The following is a 17,337-nucleotide window of genomic DNA, read 5'->3' as shown; positions in this document are numbered from 1 at the left end:
GCCAACAAGGTAAATAAGTCACACTTCGGCTATGCCTTGTTCGCCTTTTATACAAGACGTTAGCAAATATTTGTAATCATGAATAAAGAAGAGAATGATGTAACTGTGACTTCAGCAAGAAAGCTTTATGAAATGTTAAAGTTAATTGAGAAGAAACCTAATGTGTGGTTGACTTCAAAAACTATCTCTTCACTTCAAGATTTTTTAAATGGTTACCTGACTCTTGGATTTGCAGACGACATCTATGAAGTAGGACAACCAGAATTCAAGGAGTTTGAGTATTGGTTAAGACGAAGTTCAGAAGAAAGTTTAACTGTTGGCAATTCTTTTAGCTCCATCTTATTAGCAGAATGTAAAGGAAATGAAGAAAATGCATTTAACGAATTCTTTAGACGTCTTAAAGAATTTAGAAAAGAAAATCATTAGCTAACCACACCTATATTGCATTAAAATGCACCATAGCTAAGTCCGTAGTAATAAATCTGAATGAACAAAATAGCAATAGTATCAATAATCTTTTGCAGCTCTTGCAATTTTCATACAGCTGTGACTTACCAGCAGGAAAAAAAGGAAGAATACATTCGTGAAGATGGATATATATTAAGTTGCAAAAAAGAAAGGCTATATGACAAAGAGCTTTTGATTGTTAGTGCTTATACTCCATCTACATCAAAGCTGTACTATAATTACTTTAATGGTAAGAATTCAAGTAAAGAAATAGAAGTTACTAACGCAGAGTTGCAATTTTTAGAAACAGGAGACTCCTTGGAATTAATCGAAGTTAGGGCTGATAAATCCTTCCTTTTTTATTCTCAAAACCTAAACGATATAATTGACAAGAATAGAAAAATAAGGATTACACTTCATTTGAAGGATTTAACAACAGGCGAAAATGAAAAGAAGGAATTTTTATTGACAAGAAAGAAGCGAACTTATCCTACAGGAACGTTTCCTCACGCATGAAAAAGTACTTCGTACAACCACATGTATACTATATGCTTTCGCACATCGTCTACACCATAACGTTGGGCAAAGTATTAACGAACAAACTTAATTAAGAAAAGTATGAAAAAAGGACTACTAATGCTATGCTTAATGGGCGTAGGCTACCAAGGTTTATGTCAAGACATACCGAAGGGAGAGTTAAATCTTATTGTCTCTAAAGGAACAAGTGAAATACTTCGAACCAATTTAGAAGGCGCAGGAAGTTTTGACGGAGATGGGTTTTATGGTCTAGGCATTTCTTACCTAAAGCCACTTAATAGCTGGCTTGATGTAGAAGCAGGTATGAACTACTCCAAACATAATATAATGTTCACTTCTCATGCTCGTCCAGACGGGGGCAAAACTTTCCATAGAAGCAACTTACAAACTGTATCTGTTCCAGTTACTTTCAGGGCCAATTTTCTGAAATACCTTTTCGTGAACCTCGGTACTGTGGCAGATTTTGAAACAAAACACAGTATGCTAGATAACCAATCAGGAATCGGTGCAATGGCAGGTATAGGTTTTAAATATAGCTTTACTCCACAGGTCTCTGTATTTGTCAATCCTTTTTTACAGCAGCATGCTATAATCCAATTCCGCCCAGAGAATTATCAGCAAAGGATACTTGACGCTGGGATACGGTTTGGAGTTGGCTTTAAATTGTAGAAACTATAAGAGCTTGCAGAACTACTCTGCCCAACAAAATATAAGTTAGCTCCGCCATCTTATAGCAAAGCACGTTGTACTAAATATATAGACATGAAAAATCAACTAATCATTATTAGTCTGACTCTATTTGTTGCGCTTTCTTCTTGTAAAAAGGACGATGAATCAACGATTTTCTATTGGGATGAAACTGGATGTGCTGATCCATGGAGACAGAACAGCGATGATACTGAGGAGGAGAGAAAAGCAGAAATAAAAAGATATTTAGAGAATCAGAACGTGAATGTTAAGAAAATTGAGTTTGAATTTGATCAGGCCAAACAACAGTTTTGTTATGCATGCAACTGCACAACAGGAAGAGTCATTGTAGTTAAAGTAGCAGGGTCGGACGAACAAATTATGAAAACGCTAAACTTCTATAAATAATAAAAGAAATACCTTGTACAACAAGGTGCAGCCTTTATGCTCTGCTACGCCTCACCCATCAGCTTCACAAGTACATTAGCAACATGACACTCTTATTTAACCCAATAAATGTTCCCAGCCAAGATAGAAACGTTGACCATCCTACCCTTCTTCTTCTCAACAGCAAACACCCACTGAGATAAATTAACTGCCGCAGTCTCATTTTGGTATAATTTAATTTGTTCCTGACTGTATGAAATCGATACAGTCAAGTGTCCGGAATCGAACAGTAGTTTATAATTGGTAGCCTAAAAACACAACAAACTGTTTAATAATCTATTGACAATTAATTAGTTGTGTTTTGGTACCAACTTTGCCAATAGGATTTAAGTGGATTCCCCTTTAGTACCTGGTCTACGCTTCATCTAAAATCAACACTTTAAGTCGTGATAAAGAACAATCTGAAAATCGCTTTGCGGATACTCTGGAAAAACAAACTTTTTTCATTAGTCAACATACTGAGTTTGTCACTGAGTATGGCGGTTGGGGTTATTCTTTTTACAGGTCTAAAAGCCACTTACGATACAGACCATTTTCATCCAAAATTGAATCAAATAGTACGGATACTCACACAGGAAACAGATGAGGTGGCGAAAACCCAATGGGCCACAGCTCCATTGGCGTTGGCGCCTCAAATAGAAAATATCTCCTTTGTTGAAAAAATGGTGAAAGTGCGTCTGGCTGGAAAACATAACTTGCAAACCGACGGAGGTGATGTGCCTATTGACATAAAATTTTCAGAGCCTTCTTTTTTTGATGTTTTTGGCTTCAAATTACTGTCAGGTAATGCACAAAGCCTTACCAATAATCCCACCACCCTTTTTCTAACTGAAAAAACAGCAGAGAAAATATTTGGCAACGCCAATGCTTTAGGGAAAACGGTTCAATTTGAAAAGCTAGGAGCTTATACCGTTGGGGGAATTATCCAGGACCCGCCTTTAGAAACACACCTACCCATTGAGGCCATGCTTTCTATGAATGCTGCCGAAGTACTTGAAAAAAAAGGAGCACTGAGTACTAGTGCACAAAAATGGGGAGACTTCAAGAGTGCAGCAATTTACGCGCGTTTAAAATCTGAAGGTGATTTATCCCAGCTCAATACAACGCTCCAAAACTATACTCGGAAACTGGAGAAGAGTAACCTTCAATTTTTGGCACAACCCATTGAGGCTATTACTCCTCGAAACAAAGACATTAAAAATGACCACCATGCGGGCACCGATTGGATGGGCATAAAAATACAGCTGTTTTTAATTCTAGCCTTAACTCTTTTATCTGCTTTCAACTACATCAGTTTGACATTGGCGCGTGCCTTCTCTCGAGCGCGGGAAGTAGGTATTCGCAAAACGCTAGGCGCCACAAGAGGGCAAATTATCGGTCAGTTCTTAATGGAATCTACCCTTATTGCTTTGTTTGCTTTAATGTTTACAATGCCATGTGTTGAAATTTTAACGCACTATATACCCGAAATGGATACGGCATTTTCCTATGACACAATCTTAATTTTAGGCTTGTTGACATATGCAGTTATCACAGGCTTAGTCGCTGGGGCACTTCCGTCATGGCTGTTGTCAGCGTTTCAGCCTATACAGGTTTTGCGTAAAATGAAGAATATTAAGCTGTTCCGGAGTATTGCTGTTTACAAAGCGTTGATTGTTGTACAATTTTCAGTGACCATTATGCTGATGATAGTGGTTGTCATAGTAGCCGATTATGAAATAAAAAATCATGCAGTCATTAAATCAACCGTGTCGCCTAATGTTTTGACACTTGATTTAAGAGGTGAAGAATATGAAAACCTGCAAAACGAAATAAGCCAGTTAAGCCAGGTAGAGACAACTTTGGCAACTAACTGGTACTTTAAACCGATGAAAAAGGGCAAATCTTCTGTAACATTGAAGGATAAAATTTTGGAAATGTATTACGTAAGTATTGACCCAAAAACAATTGAAACAGAAGGCATCAGCTTAAAATCTGGACAGAATTTCCCTGATAATATGCCCCAAAATAGGGAGCAATATGTGTTGGTGAATGAAGCTGCCGCAAAATTACTGGAACCTGAACCAGAGACTTTAGTGGGGCAAACGCTGTTACTGGATTCAGCCTATGTACAGGTCATTGGCATTATGCCCAATGAAATTATTGGCGAAACAGCTCCTTTAGTATATAGGTATTTGCCAGATGAAATAGCCACCTTGACTATAAAAATAAATCCAAACACAGAATTGGAAGCAACCAAAGCTATTCAATCCATTTGGGAAAACCATTTTCCTGAAAAAACAGCAAATCTTCAGAACTTAAAAGATGGTTATCTAAGAATTGGAGATAGATTAGGTTCTATTGGAGGCTTAGCTCTTATTGTCATGATAATCGCTGGCTTGGGCATTTTGGGCATAGCCAGTTACTCTGTAGAAACACGCACTAAAGAATTGGGTATAAGAAAAGTATTGGGAGCAAGCAACAAAGAACTGGTGTGGGCAGTTACCAGAAATTTTGGCATTCTTATCCTGATTGCCGGACTTATTGGTGTTCCGGCTGGCTTGTTTGGCGGGGAATTAATTAGACAAGATTTAGGCAGCAGTCTTGTTGAATTGAGTTTTATAAATGTAAGCATAGGCTTTGGCTTGGTTGCCATAGTCGGGCTTCTGACTGTCCTATCCCAAACCATTCGAGCGGCGCATATTGAACCTGTAAATGTTTTAAAAGTAGAGTAAAAGGTTAAGACATTTAGTGGCTGATTATGACAATAGCGTCGAATTAATTAAATTCATTATCTTTAATATTTAAATAAGATAGTCTTTAATTAATCACACGCCACCCTTTATGAAAACATGCTTACCAGCCTTCCTGACAGTCTTCTTGTCTATGGCGTCCATCAGCTCTTTGCAAGCGCAGGATTGTAATTGTACTGATGCGTTTGACGCAACTACAGATGCTTATGAGAAAGACTATTCCCTGTTTATCTATAAAGTCACAGATGAGAACAGAGACCTGTACAATGCACACAAGCAGGTCATTCGGCGCAAAACCGAACAGGTGACTGATTTAAGTGACTGTAAAGCCATCCTGGATCAGTACCTGCATTTCTTTAGAGATGGACACACGTACATCCTGGATTCGGGTAAAAAAGTTTATCATAATGAAAAAATAAAGCTTTCTGAAAAAGAGTTTAAGAAAGCTTACAGAAAAAAGAACTATAGCCTCCATCCAATCTTCGGTATTTGGGAAAATGGCAGCTATACCGTTGCTATTGTACCGAATCCAGGAGAAAACAAGCTGGAAAGAGACTATGTGGGCGTTGTTCTGAACAGCAGCAACCCGAATTGGAAACAAACAGATGTCAAATTTGAATTGACTACAAAATCAGGCGGTTCCTATCAGGTGAACTTCATGATGGGAGATCATTCTATTAAAAAAACAACGGGTCAGCAAATTGGCAGATCGCTGCTCGAAATGGATGGTTTGGGTGACTGGCACAAGGTATGGCCGGAAGAAAAGGATCAACAGCCCAAGAACGAAGTTCAGGCCAAGTACAATCAGTTTCATCTGGCTTATATCGACGACATCCCCTATCTGAGACTTCCGGACTTCTACTCAGTTGAACGTTCTTATGTGGACAGCCTGATGAAATCGCATCACGAGAAGATCATGAAATCGGATTTTATGATTATCGATGTGAGGGGAAACAGCGGTGGTAATGACGGGACTTATTTTCCTGTGTTGCCTTATGTTTTAAGCGGCCCCATTGAATTGCCTATCAACGGTTTCTGGCTTAGCGAATACAATATGAAAATGATCATAGGAGCTCTTGCCGCCCAAAGAGGTTTAACGGTGGAAGAATATGCGAAGCAGCGAAAGGAAGAGTATGATGGTTTTATAGCCAATCAAGGAACCGCTTATTTTCAATATGATGATAATTCCTGGACTTTTAAAACAGATACGCTTTATAATGGTCCGAAAAAGGTGATCATTTTAACAGACAAAAAAACAGCAAGCTCCGGAGAGACTTTTGTGTTTCGTGCCAACCAAAGCGATAAGGTGGTAGTGTACGGACAGAATACGGCAGGTGTAGTAGACGGCTTCAACGGTCTTTCTAAAGATGTCGGTTGTTTTGAAGTTGTCTTCCCCTCCTCTTACCGTGCAAAAGACATCAAAGAAAATCCGATAGACCCTTATGGCATCGCACCGGATGTTTTTGTGAATATAAAGGTGGATGCACTATACTATGCTATTGAGCACATGCGCCAGCTTATGAAGAATGAAAATGCAGGTACATCTCAAAATAAAATACAGCGCAGCGTTCCTGTGGGACAGTAGATCGCTATAGTGTGACCTTCCCCTTTTTGCGGGGCGTAGTGGCTGGCGGCGTGGCATCCACGATGTCTTCCTCTACGCCCTGTTTAAAGATCTTTTTGAGAATGTAGCTCTTTACTGAAAACGGCAGGATGCGCCCCAGCCGGATCATGAATCTGTTCTTCCAGCCCGGTATAATTAGTCCTTTGTCCTTGTACAAACCATCAATTGCCTGTCGCGCCACTTCCTCTGGGGTTTTGGTCAGAATGCCTTTCCCTTTCTTGATATGCTGGTTGCGCTTCCGCATGGTTTTGGTGCTGGTGGGCCCCGGGCACAGGCAGCTTACGTGAATGTTATAAGGCTCAAGTTCCATTTGCAGTGAGCGCGAAAAGGTCAGGACAAAGCTTTTGGTGGCCGCATACACACTCTTATAGGGAAGCGGCATAAGCGAAGCAAAACTGCCCACGTTCAGGATGTACGCCGATTCGTGCTCCCTGAGTTTAGGTATAAACAGGTGTGTTAGCGCTACCACCGCACTAACATTCAATTGTATCATCTGAAGGTAATCCTCCAGTAACGACTCCTGGAAATAACTGTAGTTGCCTATACCAGCATTGTTGATCAGCACATTGATGCCAAGCCCCTGCTCGTGGCACCAATCATACAAGTACTGAATGGCATTGGGCGCGATCAGATTCAGCTCGATCGTTTTGACGTCTACCCCATACTGTTCCTGCAAACTGATGGCAGTTTGCACAAGTCCCGAGTCCTGCAGCGCGACCAGTATCAGGTGCTGACCACGCTTTGCACATTCCGTAGCCATAGCCTGGCCAATGCCAGCGCTGGCACCAGTTATCAAGGTATAAGTCTTTTCAGGTTTCATTTCTGTTGGAGTGATTGTAGCGTTCTCGATAGTCCTTCTTTTAGTGGTGTAATGGTATAGCCCAATTCTCTTTCAGCTTTGTGACTCGACACACTCCAGTGAAGCAACAGCTTACGGGTCCAGTCCGGGGTGATCAGAGGCCTGGTGCCGGTCAGTTTTGCCAGCGCGACCATGACCCAACTTGCCCCACGCAACAAGCGGCCAGGTACAGGTATAAGCTTTCGCTGCTTTCCGGTGAGTTTGCCGATGAGGGCAAAGAGTTGCTGATACGTGGCGTCCTCACCACCCAGCAGGTAACTCTCCCCGCTCCTGCCCTGCTCCATGGCTGACAGGTGCCCTTGCACCACATCATCTATAAAGCAGTAATTGCCTGTACTGTGGCCGTCACCGGGCATAAAGTGCCACTTGCCTGCCAGGTATAGCCGCAGCAGTTTGGCTACGCCGTTGCTATCGGTCTCATTGCCCGGACCATATACCCGGGTTGGGTTCAGGATCACAACTGCCAGTCCCTGTTTTATATAAGCACGTGCGAGCGCCTCCGCTTCTGCCTTGGAGCTTTCATAACTGTTCGTAAAAGGTGTAGTGCGCCGGGTGTTTTCGTCTACAGGTTGCTGTGGTGATGCAGCAGGTCCGTAAACACTGGCGGTTGAGGTGAGTATTACCTTATGTACGTTTTTTTTCAGTGCCGCAGCCAATACATGATCGGTTCCCGTCACATTTACTTCTCGGTAGGTACGCTCGTCTTTTGCCCAGGGTTTGGCATAGGCCGCCAGGTGAAAGACGACATTTGCTTCTTCCATAGCCTCCTCCAATAGCTGTACATCCTGTAAGTCACCAACATAAAGCTGCACGCCCATCGCCGCCAGATCAGCTGCTTTTTCTTTTGACCGGACCAGCGCTGACACCTGATCGTTTCGCTCGACTAATTCTTTTACCAGGCTATGACCAATGTAGCCTGTCGCACCCGTGACGAAAACATTCATAGAGGGTGTTTACACATGCAAACACTTTAATGTTATAAGCAATCGGTTATTTGCAAACTACTCCTCTCAATTCCGTACAAAACTGAACAGCGTGTAAAACCTCCGGCAGCAACGGGAAGCGCATTTATAAAGTCAGCAACTATGATTTACATCGTGATGGGAGTATCGGGAAGTGGCAAAACCACCGTCGGGCATAAACTGGCTGACAGGCTCCGGCTCCCTTTTTATGATGCAGACGATTATCACCCCCGACAAAGCATCGATAAGATGCAGCAGGGCATTCCGCTGAACGACAGCGACCGTGCACCCTGGCTGGCTCAACTGGCAGATATGATACCCACCTGGGAAGCAGAGGGAGGAGCCGTGCTGGCCTGCTCTGCTCTGAAGGAAGAGTACCGCAAGGTGCTGCAGACTGTCCCGGATATCAGCTGGGTATACCTAGATGGCTCCCGCGATACTATCCTGCAGCGATTACAGGCCCGTCATGCGCATTTCATGCCTCCTACCATGCTGGAGTCGCAGCTGGAGGCGTTGGAAAAGCCTGCCTATGGTATACACGTCGATGTTTCTTTAAGTCCTGAGCAGATCGTTCGGGAAGTCATCACAAAACTAGAGCATATGAATCCACATTCAGAATTTGGTGTGATCGGACTCGGTGTGATGGGCAAAAGCCTTGCCCTGAACCTGGCCAGCCGTGGCGTGCGTGTCGCGATGTACAACCGGCACGTGCCCGGTAAAGAGGAAGGTATAGCCGAGCAGGTGATTGCCGAGAACCCCTCTTTCACCAATATAAAAGGCTATGATCAGCTCGAAGAGTTTATACAGTCCCTGGAGAAACCTCGCAAAGTACTGCTGATGATCTATGCCGGTGCCCTGGACGCACAACTGGAGGCGCTAATGCCGCTGCTGGAGCCTGGTGATGTGGTGATTGACGGTGGCAACTCTTTCTATAAAGACACAGCCAGACGAACCGCACTGCTTGCCAATAAGGGGCTGCACTTTGTGGGGACCGGCATATCAGGTGGTGAGGAAGGCGCCCGCAAAGGGCCGTCCATCATGCCGGGCGGTCCCAGAGCGGGTTATGAACATGTGGCCAGATACCTGGAAATGATCGCTGCAAAAGACAGACAAGGCCAGCCCTGCACCACCTATGTCGGGCCTGACGGGGCAGGCCACTTTGTAAAGATGGTGCACAATGGCATAGAGTACGCAGAGATGCAGGCACTGGCGGAGGCTTATTCATTGCTGCGCGATATGCTGGGTATAGCTCCTGATGAAATTGCCACTATCTTTCAGGAATGGCAACAGAACGGATTAGGAAGCTATCTGCTGGAGATCACGATCGATATTCTGCAAAAGAAAGAGGGTGACGAGCTGCTGCTTGACAAGATACTCGACCAGGCAGAACAGAAAGGCACCGGTGGCTGGTCTGCCACGGTTGCTTTAGAGTACGGTGTACCTTATGACACCCTCTCGGCCGCCGTGATGGCCCGCGCCCTCTCCGCTATGAAAGCTGAAAGAGTAAAGGCGGCAGAACGCTACCAAAAGCAAATCCCCAAAGTCACCATAGACAACAGCAGTTTTGTGGCCAGTCTGAGGCAAGCCTATCAGGTGACCCGCATCATCAATCACGAGATCGGCTTTAACTTAATGCGTGAAGTGTCGGAGCAATTAAACTGGGAGCTCAACTTCAGCGAGATTGCCCGCATCTGGACCAACGGCTGCATCATTCGCTCGGAGCTGATGGAAGAACTGGTAGGCATCTACCAACAGGAACCGCGCTTGCTGATGGCCCCTACGCTGGTCGATAAAATACGCAACGCACAACAAAGCTTTGCCGCGGTAGTCGCCTTAGGGCTGCAGTATGGTGTTGCGCTACCAGTGCTCTCTTCAGGTTTGAACTACTTGTTGGGGTATAGCACAGCAAACTCTTCAGCAAACCTCATCCAGGCGCAGCGGGATTATTTCGGGGCGCATACCTACCAGCGCAAAGACAAGCCCGCCGGAACGTATTTTCATACCCAATGGAAAGCATAAATCACTACCCAGGTATAGTCCGGCTATTATTTGACAAAGCCGGATTATACCTGGGTAGTGATCTATTTTAGATTTTATGCTATGAACTATTGCTGGCCTTTGCCACGCATCTGTTTTTCCATGGCGTCCCACATTTCCTGCGGGATCTGGTCGAAAGAATTGAATTCACCGGCACCGTAAAGCCACTCGCCCCCGTCAATGGTCACGACCTCACCGTTCACAAAGGCAGCGTAGTCTGACACCAGATAGGCTGCTAGATTCGCCAGTTCCTGGTGCTCTCCGAAGCGGCCGACAGGTATACGCTTCACAGGGTCGAGCTTGTCAGCCAGTTGTTTTGGGAAAAGTCTGGTCCAGGCGCCTTCGGTTGGGAATGGTCCCGGGGCAATGGCATTGGATCGGATGCCGTATTTGGCCCACTCAGAGGCCAGCGAGCGTGTCATGGCCAGTACACCGGCTTTGGCGCAGGCAGATGGCACAACATAGCCGGAACCGGTCCAGGCGTAGGTAGTCACGATGTTGAGGATGGTTCCCTCCTGCTTCTGCTCGATCCAGTGCTTGCCGAGGGTCAGCGTGCAGTTATAGCTGCCCTTGAGGACAATGTCGGTGATCACATCAAAGGCTTTGTGGCTGAGGCGCTCCGTTGGGCTCACAAAATTGCCCGCTGCATTATTCACGAGTACGTCTACCCTGCCGAATTTGTCAAGGGTAGCCTGTAACATGGCTTCGATCTCGTTGTACTTGCGCACATCGCAGGCAATAGGCAGTACTTGTCCGCCGGTTTCCTGCATCAGCTCTTCGGCGGCTTTATCAAGCACATCCTGCTTGCGGCTACAGATCACGGCGTTGGCGCCGAGCTCCAGAAAGTACTTTGTCATGGAGCGGCCGAGGCCAGTGCCGCCGCCGGTTATTACAATGGTTTTCCCTTTCAGGGCGCCTTCTTTCAGCATAGGTTCTGCCTTCATCATTTTATTTTGTTTGTTTTAAAAAGAGCTAACGTATAATTTTCAGTGCTGACTATCTAAAGATAAGAACCTCCAACGACAAAAAGAGTAAAAGAAGCATTCTTTTGCTGAAGCATTTAAAACTATGGATCTAAAACAAATTGAAACCGAACTGAAAGAGGCCACCGACGGACTACTCATGATGAGTGAAACGGATGCCCCTTTCGAATTTTACCAGGCCGAAGATTTCCAGGGCGAACAGCTGAACGAAGAAACAGTGCTCAAACTGGCGGCTATGCCGGCTGACTATCCGTTTGAGGAAATGGAGCTGGCCTACTTTCTCAGGAACATGACACATGCCAGACCCGATGCTGGAGAAGAAGGCATGCAGCAGGCCAAGCGCTTCCAGCACCTGGAGAAAAAGCTGCACGAGCTCCTGCAGGATGTCAAGGTATACCGTGTCGGCGAGACGCAGAAACTGGTGCTCATACTAGGCCGCACTCCAAACGGTGAGATTGCAGGCCTTAAAACAATGGTGGTCGAAACCTGATGAAAAGAAAAATCCCCGACTATAGCAGCCGGGGATTTTTTTGTATCATAACACTAAGGCTATACCTTATGAAGTTGGTCCATTGTCAACACGGGCTTCGATCACACTTTGTACTGAAGAGGGCACATTAGAGAGAATGTTATAGCCGGTTTTTGCTTCGATCGCATCAACAGTGGTGCGGTAGCTTCCCCAGCTGGTGCTGATGCTGTTGGAGTTAGGCGTGTCAATTGCAATTACCCGTGTGCTGGTGGTCACCCGGCTTACATCATTGGTCCCCACAGGCAATACCACAATTACTTTCCAGATTCGGTTAGGTACAGTTACCTTCCCTCCTGCCAGCGTCTCTTTGTAGCCATTGCTGCCTGTTCCTCCTTTGCCATACTGCCCCATGATGATATACAGTTCATTCCCCTGGCTTACTAGTTTACGGCAGTAGTTCTCCAGGTTAGCCCAGGTCTGCTGGTTGTTGGTAGGCGCCTGTGGAATCATGTTGGACATCAGGAAGGTCGCAGAGTTATCCGTGATGGTAAGTGTGCGGTCCGCTGACGGTGCATTGTGGCCACGGTCAAACCCACTTCCGGTATAGTCTGAAGGCTGTACACGGTAAAAGCTGCTTGGCAGGGAATTATCAGCTCTGAAGTCATCCTGACGGGGCGTGCTACCTAGCCAGGCACTGCTCAGGTGCCAGCTCACCCAGTTGGGCGTACCTCGATAGGTGTTGTAAGACATTGAATACTGCGCTTTGTCAATCAGGTAGTTCGAGTAGCTCGTATTGGCACCACTCGGGTTACCCATGGCCCGGTTGCCATCCTTTGTCGCCGTAGCATTGGCGATACTGGTGATGGTCCCTAAATTTTGCTCATCAGCGGGAGCAACCACCGACTCCTGCGAACAGGATACAAGCATCCATCCAACCAGGGACAGATACATCATGCGTTGTAATTGTTTTAACATACAATAAGGTTTGATTTGATTGATTTAACAAAGATGCCACACTAAAATCAATCAAACATTATCGGATTGTTATATTTTCATATGTGTATATACAATCTTTAAACCATTATATCACAGCATATTAAAAATATAAAATCAATGTTAAGACATTTATTTATCAAGAATTTGAGTGCAATTGTCATCTTGCACTGTTTGAGGCCAGTCAAATTTAAAAGTGATCCGACAACAATTTGTTTGCCGCCATGATACCGCTCAGACATACACCCACTATTCCCTGCCCCGGATACACCGAGTCGCCGCAGGTATAGGCGCCTTTGTGGTCGAGTCGGGCGTCTTTCATTTGCCATGGTTTTATGTCACGGTACTGTGGGTAGCCGCCCACCATGCCATAGGCCCTTTGTGTCCAGAAGATCCAGGCGCCGGGCGTTGCCGAATCCTGGTGCATAATATCTGCACGCCTTAGTAGACACAATGCCTCCATCCTCTCAATGATCGCCTCTTCCAATTGTTTTTTGTCTTCGATGCGAAGCACTGCCGGGTCAGGGACGTGTGTACTGATCGCCACTACCCTTTCTCCCTGCTGTGCTCTCTCACTGTCAGCTGGGTGGCTGTAACTCACAAAGAAGCTGCTGCTGCCAATATGGGGTAAGCCACCGGGCACATGTACCTGATGGTGCAGCACGGGTATAGCAGGTGCCTGACGAAGTACCAGCGCCATGGTAAAGGCACCGTTTAGCTTCGCCGATGGCAGCAGGTAGGGTTGCAACTTTTGCTTCACCCGATCATCCTGAAATAGCTGATAGGTATTGTTTAGCGGTATGCCACTGATCACAAAGCGAGACTGGTAAGTACCTGCCATGCAACTTACTTCATAGCCATTTGGCAAACGGGTAATGGAATGGACGTTGTGCCGGTACAGGATCGTACTCCCTTTGCTGTGCAGGTAGCGCTCGAGCGCCCGGGCCATGCCGATCATGCCGCCCTTTACATAATAGTTGCCGAATAAGGTATAGCATAAAGCGGTCGCACCGAATAACTCGTTCACTTCCCCCAGGTGGTTCTGCGCCGTGATCAGCAATTGCTCGTTTACAAAGTCCCTGAAAAGCTTATGGTCTAGCAGGCCATACCTGGCGAGCAAGTCTTCCATGGTTCTGAAGGCACCGGGCAGCAAAGACAACTGATGCGGTCGTACGCTTCCCATTGCCTGCCACAGATCTTTGATATTGGAGAAAGGGAAGGATTTTTGCTCCAGCGAAGTACGCCATACCTTCTGGCTGATCTCATAACAGTGCTCCCAGAAGGGCCGCTGTCCCGTAGGACAAAATACACGCTCGGCTTCTTCTATCCAGTCGTCGAGCTTCGCGTAGCGTGTCAGGAGCTGTCCGTCTGAGAGATGCACCTGCATGGGCGTGTCAAGCTTTACGAGTGGCAATTCGATCCCTGTCACATTAAGAAGATAGCGCAGGGGCATGTGCTCGTCCAGGCCCACCAGTGTCGTGGCGCCTGTCTCAAACCAGTAGCCTTTCCGTTTATAAGAGGAAGCGCATCCACCAGGGTATTTGGCTTGTTCCAGTACGGCTACTTTCAGTCCTCTGTGGGCGAGCAGAGCTGCCGCTGTGAGTGAACCAAAACCAGAACCGATCAGGATGACGTCGTACTGCATGAATGTATAATTTTAGGATTACCTTTGTAGCAAACGATAACAAGTGAGCTTACGGAATGTTACCTCCAAAACACCAAAGCGATGCAAAAGAAAGTTGACATAAGCGTCATGGGCTGCGGCTGGCTCGGTCTCCCACTAGCTCAACGATTGGTACGGTCCGGACTGCGTGTAAATGGCTCAACCACCTCTGAGGAAAAGCTGGAAATCCTGCGCCAATCCGATATAAACCCTTATCTGATCAACCTCTCCGATTCTACTTCAAACGAAGAAGTACTGGGTGATTTTTTGCAGACAGATGTGCTGGTGCTGAACATTCCACCCAAACTCCGCGCAGATGGTGGTGAGAGCTACCTACATCAGATGCATGTGCTAAAGAAAGCACTCTTGCAGTCGCCTGTCAGCCGGGTTCTTTTTGTGTCTTCCACCTCCGTATACCCTGAGCTTAACCGCATCGTGACCGAAGAAGACACCAGCTTTACCGATGAACTGGATCCTGACAATACACTCTTACGTGTGGAGAGAATGTTCCGGGACAGTGAGCACTGGGTATGTACCGTGGTGCGCTTTGGAGGGCTTGTTGGAGATAGCAGGCAGCCGGGGCGTTTTATGGCCGGTAAGCATGATCTGCCAAACGGCGATGCCCCCGTTAATATGATTCATCTGGAAGACTGCCTTAACATTTTAGAGCGCATCATTGCTCAGAAGAAATGGGGCCAGGTATACAACGCCTGTGCTGACGAGCACCCGAGCCGTCGTGACTTTTATGTAGCCGCTACCAAAGCCATCGGTCTGCAAGCTCCTACCTTTCAGGATATGGAAGAAACGAGTTTTAAACTGATCAGCAGCCAGAAACTGAAAGATGACCTGGCCTATGTCTTCTCCCATCCCGATCCCATGGCTTTCTTTTAGTATCTTTGCAACAGAAGTGCTGATTGTTCATTGCTGCTTCATTTCTTAACACCGCAAACAATCAGCAACAAACAGTCAACATTAAGTTATTTTGATAAAAGTTATAGTCATAGGTGGCGGTGCGGCCGGATACTTTGGTGCAATTGCGTGCGCGCAGGCTAATCCGGAGGCTCAGGTTACCATCCTGGAGAAAAGCAACAAGCTGTTGTCTAAAGTGAGGGTGTCGGGTGGCGGCCGCTGCAATGTGACTCATCACTGTTTTACACCTTCTGTCTTTGCGCAGCATTATCCTCGCGGCGCCAAACAGCTGAAAGAAGCATTTAAGACCTTTGGGGCAACGGAAACAGTCGCATGGTTTGAGAGTCGTGGCGTGAAGTTGAAAGCAGAGGTCGACGGCCGTATGTTTCCGATCACCGATAATTCTGAGACGATCATCGACTGTCTGCAGCGCGAAGCCGCCAAGGCTGGTGTAGAAGTAAAAACAGGTATGGCCGTGGAGCGCATTGTACCACTACATGACAAAGGAGGCTATACCTTATACCTGAACAACAACCGCGAACTGCATGCCGATCGGGTGTTGGTTTGTTCGGGCGGTAGTCCCAAAAGCCAGGGCTATGATTGGTTGCGGGCATTGGGCCATGACATACAGGAACCTGTCCCTTCCCTGTTTACCTTCAATGTACCGGGTTCGCCGCTCAAAGAGCTGCAAGGGGTGTCTGTGCCTCAGGCCAGGGTACGTATAGCCAGCCAGAAACTCGAGTACGAAGGTCCCTTGCTGATCACACATTGGGGCTATAGCGGTCCGGCAGTGCTGAAACTTTCTGCCTGGGGCGCCCGCCTGTTTCATGGCATGAACTACCGCTTCACCGCCCTGGTAAGTTGGATGCACGATCAAACAGAAGAAAGCCTGCGGGAGCAGCTACAGCAGTTCAGACAAGCACACCCTAAAAAAGTAGTGACAACCAACCCACTATTTGGTCTGCCACAACGACTGTGGAAGGCACTCACAGGTATAGCAGGTATAAGTGACGAGGTAAGGTGGTCTGAACTCCCTGCCAAGCATACAAATAAGCTCGTAGAGGCGCTGCTGAGAATGCCCGTTGAGGTAGATGGTAAAACCACCTTCAAAGAAGAATTTGTAACATGCGGTGGCCTGGACCTCAGTCAGATCAACATGAAAACAATGGAGAGCCGCCTGCATCCGGGCTTATACTTTGCGGGCGAAGTGCTTGATGTTGATGGCATTACGGGTGGATTTAACTTTCAGGCTGCCTGGACGACGGGCTACCTGGCAGGCCGGGCCATGGCCGCTCCCATATCCTAGCATAGCGATATATCCATTTTGGAAACAAAAATTTAGGGAAAGCAGTACATCAGCATACAAAACCTAATAAAAATATCACTATGGAAATTAATAAAGAAGTTTACTCAACCGTACACCACCTCATCGAAAGATGCAAAGACGGTGTAAAGGGCTATAAAACTGCTGCCGAAGACGTAGAAGACAAAGACCTGAAAGACCTGTTCCGTAAATACGCTGTGCAGCGCGATAGTATGATTACTGAGTTGCAGGATCAGCTGCACAAAATGGGTAAGACTGACGACGAGTCAAGCTCCATTGAAGGAACTCTGCATCGCGCCTGGATCGATATCAAAGCTGCTCTTTCATCAAAAGACAGAAAGCGTATACTGGAGGAGTGCGAGCGTGGTGAAGACTATGCCGTGAAAGCTTATGAAGAGGCCAAAGAGAAAAACCTGCCAGGTGATCTGAAGCCGATCATTGAACAGCAGTACCAAGACGTTAAAAACGCACACGACCACATCCGCTCACTGCGTGACAGTGCCTGATCTTAGAAAATGATGTATAAAACAGAAAGGAGCTGCTACAGCTCCTTTTTTGTGTGGCCTTTCCTATCCCTGCAGGTATAAACAGGTATAAAAATAATAAGCCTGACATCCGTCTGATGTCAGGCTTATCAGTTCTAACTGCGTAAAACAGTAGAATA

General features: G+C 46.2%; 16 protein-coding genes. 11 read left to right on the top strand and 5 right to left on the bottom strand.

Annotation, left to right across the window (positions count from 1 at the left end; translation table 11 throughout):
- Window positions 1–78: 78 nt before the first annotated feature.
- From AC5FX6_RS03885 to AC5FX6_RS03860, 6 genes are all read left to right on the top strand, one after another.
- The gene (locus AC5FX6_RS03885) at window positions 79–426 is read left to right on the top strand and encodes a hypothetical protein (protein WP_493595715.1); all 348 of its coding nucleotides are present in this window, start codon (window positions 79–81) and stop codon (window positions 424–426) included.
- A 60-nt stretch (window positions 427–486) separates the two neighbouring features.
- Window positions 487–963, top strand: a complete 477-nt coding sequence (locus AC5FX6_RS03880; RefSeq protein WP_493595714.1) for a hypothetical protein — start codon at window positions 487–489, stop codon at window positions 961–963.
- Window positions 964–1,065: 102 nt separating this feature from the next.
- A complete protein-coding gene (locus tag AC5FX6_RS03875) occupies window positions 1,066–1,653 on the top strand; it encodes an outer membrane beta-barrel protein (RefSeq protein ID WP_493595713.1) in 588 nt (195 codons plus the stop codon).
- A gap of 93 nt (window positions 1,654–1,746) precedes the next feature.
- Window positions 1,747–2,079, top strand: a complete 333-nt coding sequence (locus AC5FX6_RS03870; protein ID WP_493595712.1) for a hypothetical protein — start codon at window positions 1,747–1,749, stop codon at window positions 2,077–2,079.
- Window positions 2,080–2,504: 425 nt separating this feature from the next.
- Window positions 2,505–4,832 carry an ABC transporter permease gene (locus tag AC5FX6_RS03865; protein WP_493595711.1) on the top strand — a complete coding sequence of 776 codons (2,328 nt, stop codon included), beginning with the start codon at window positions 2,505–2,507 and terminating at the stop codon, window positions 4,830–4,832.
- A gap of 109 nt (window positions 4,833–4,941) precedes the next feature.
- Window positions 4,942–6,435: a S41 family peptidase gene (locus tag AC5FX6_RS03860; RefSeq protein WP_493595710.1), complete on the top strand. Its 1,494-nt coding sequence runs from the start codon at window positions 4,942–4,944 to the stop codon at window positions 6,433–6,435.
- Between the two features lie 4 nt (window positions 6,436–6,439).
- Here the strand turns inward: AC5FX6_RS03860 and AC5FX6_RS03855 are convergent, their stop codons facing one another.
- Both AC5FX6_RS03855 and AC5FX6_RS03850 read right to left on the bottom strand, forming a co-directional pair.
- On the bottom strand, window positions 6,440–7,294 hold the full coding sequence (locus AC5FX6_RS03855) for an SDR family NAD(P)-dependent oxidoreductase (protein WP_493595709.1): 855 nt from the start codon (window positions 7,292–7,294) through the stop codon (window positions 6,440–6,442).
- The gene (locus AC5FX6_RS03850) at window positions 7,291–8,277 is read right to left on the bottom strand and encodes an SDR family oxidoreductase (protein WP_493595708.1); all 987 of its coding nucleotides are present in this window, start codon (window positions 8,275–8,277) and stop codon (window positions 7,291–7,293) included. The genes AC5FX6_RS03855 and AC5FX6_RS03850 overlap by 4 nt, the downstream gene beginning before the upstream one ends.
- A gap of 141 nt (window positions 8,278–8,418) precedes the next feature.
- Here AC5FX6_RS03850 and gnd point away from each other — a divergent pair, with 141 nt between their 5' ends.
- Window positions 8,419–10,314: an NADP-dependent phosphogluconate dehydrogenase gene (gnd, locus tag AC5FX6_RS03845; RefSeq protein ID WP_493595707.1), complete on the top strand. Its 1,896-nt coding sequence runs from the start codon at window positions 8,419–8,421 to the stop codon at window positions 10,312–10,314.
- Window positions 10,315–10,400: 86 nt separating this feature from the next.
- On the opposite strand, the gene AC5FX6_RS03840 is transcribed toward gnd, so the two are convergent.
- A complete protein-coding gene (locus AC5FX6_RS03840; protein WP_493595706.1) occupies window positions 10,401–11,279 on the bottom strand; it encodes an SDR family oxidoreductase in 879 nt (292 codons plus the stop codon).
- Window positions 11,280–11,400: 121 nt separating this feature from the next.
- On the opposite strand from AC5FX6_RS03840, the gene AC5FX6_RS03835 reads away from it, so the two are divergent.
- Window positions 11,401–11,805: a nuclease A inhibitor family protein gene (locus AC5FX6_RS03835; protein ID WP_493595705.1), complete on the top strand. Its 405-nt coding sequence runs from the start codon at window positions 11,401–11,403 to the stop codon at window positions 11,803–11,805.
- Window positions 11,806–11,871: 66 nt separating this feature from the next.
- On the opposite strand, the gene AC5FX6_RS03830 is transcribed toward AC5FX6_RS03835, so the two are convergent.
- On the bottom strand, window positions 11,872–12,759 hold the full coding sequence (locus AC5FX6_RS03830) for a DNA/RNA non-specific endonuclease (RefSeq protein ID WP_493595704.1): 888 nt from the start codon (window positions 12,757–12,759) through the stop codon (window positions 11,872–11,874).
- A gap of 208 nt (window positions 12,760–12,967) precedes the next feature.
- Window positions 12,968–14,422: a phytoene desaturase family protein gene (locus tag AC5FX6_RS03825; protein ID WP_493595703.1), complete on the bottom strand. Its 1,455-nt coding sequence runs from the start codon at window positions 14,420–14,422 to the stop codon at window positions 12,968–12,970.
- An 81-nt stretch (window positions 14,423–14,503) separates the two neighbouring features.
- Between AC5FX6_RS03825 and AC5FX6_RS03820 the strand changes: the two genes are divergently transcribed.
- From AC5FX6_RS03820 to AC5FX6_RS03810, 3 genes are all read left to right on the top strand, one after another.
- Window positions 14,504–15,331 carry an SDR family oxidoreductase gene (locus tag AC5FX6_RS03820; RefSeq protein ID WP_493595702.1) on the top strand — a complete coding sequence of 276 codons (828 nt, stop codon included), beginning with the start codon at window positions 14,504–14,506 and terminating at the stop codon, window positions 15,329–15,331.
- Window positions 15,332–15,422: 91 nt separating this feature from the next.
- Entirely contained in the window at window positions 15,423–16,655 is a 1,233-nt protein-coding gene (locus tag AC5FX6_RS03815) for a BaiN/RdsA family NAD(P)/FAD-dependent oxidoreductase (protein WP_493595701.1), read from the top strand.
- A gap of 80 nt (window positions 16,656–16,735) precedes the next feature.
- Window positions 16,736–17,179 (top strand): ferritin-like domain-containing protein, encoded by a 444-nt coding sequence (locus tag AC5FX6_RS03810; RefSeq protein WP_493595700.1) that lies wholly within the window; start codon window positions 16,736–16,738, stop codon window positions 17,177–17,179.
- Window positions 17,180–17,337 lie beyond the last annotated feature (158 nt).

This window comes from Pontibacter sp. LHS2 (assembly GCF_058932845.1).
The sequence above is the reverse complement of the archived record's forward strand: the minus strand, read 5'-3'. Positions and strand labels throughout refer to the sequence as shown.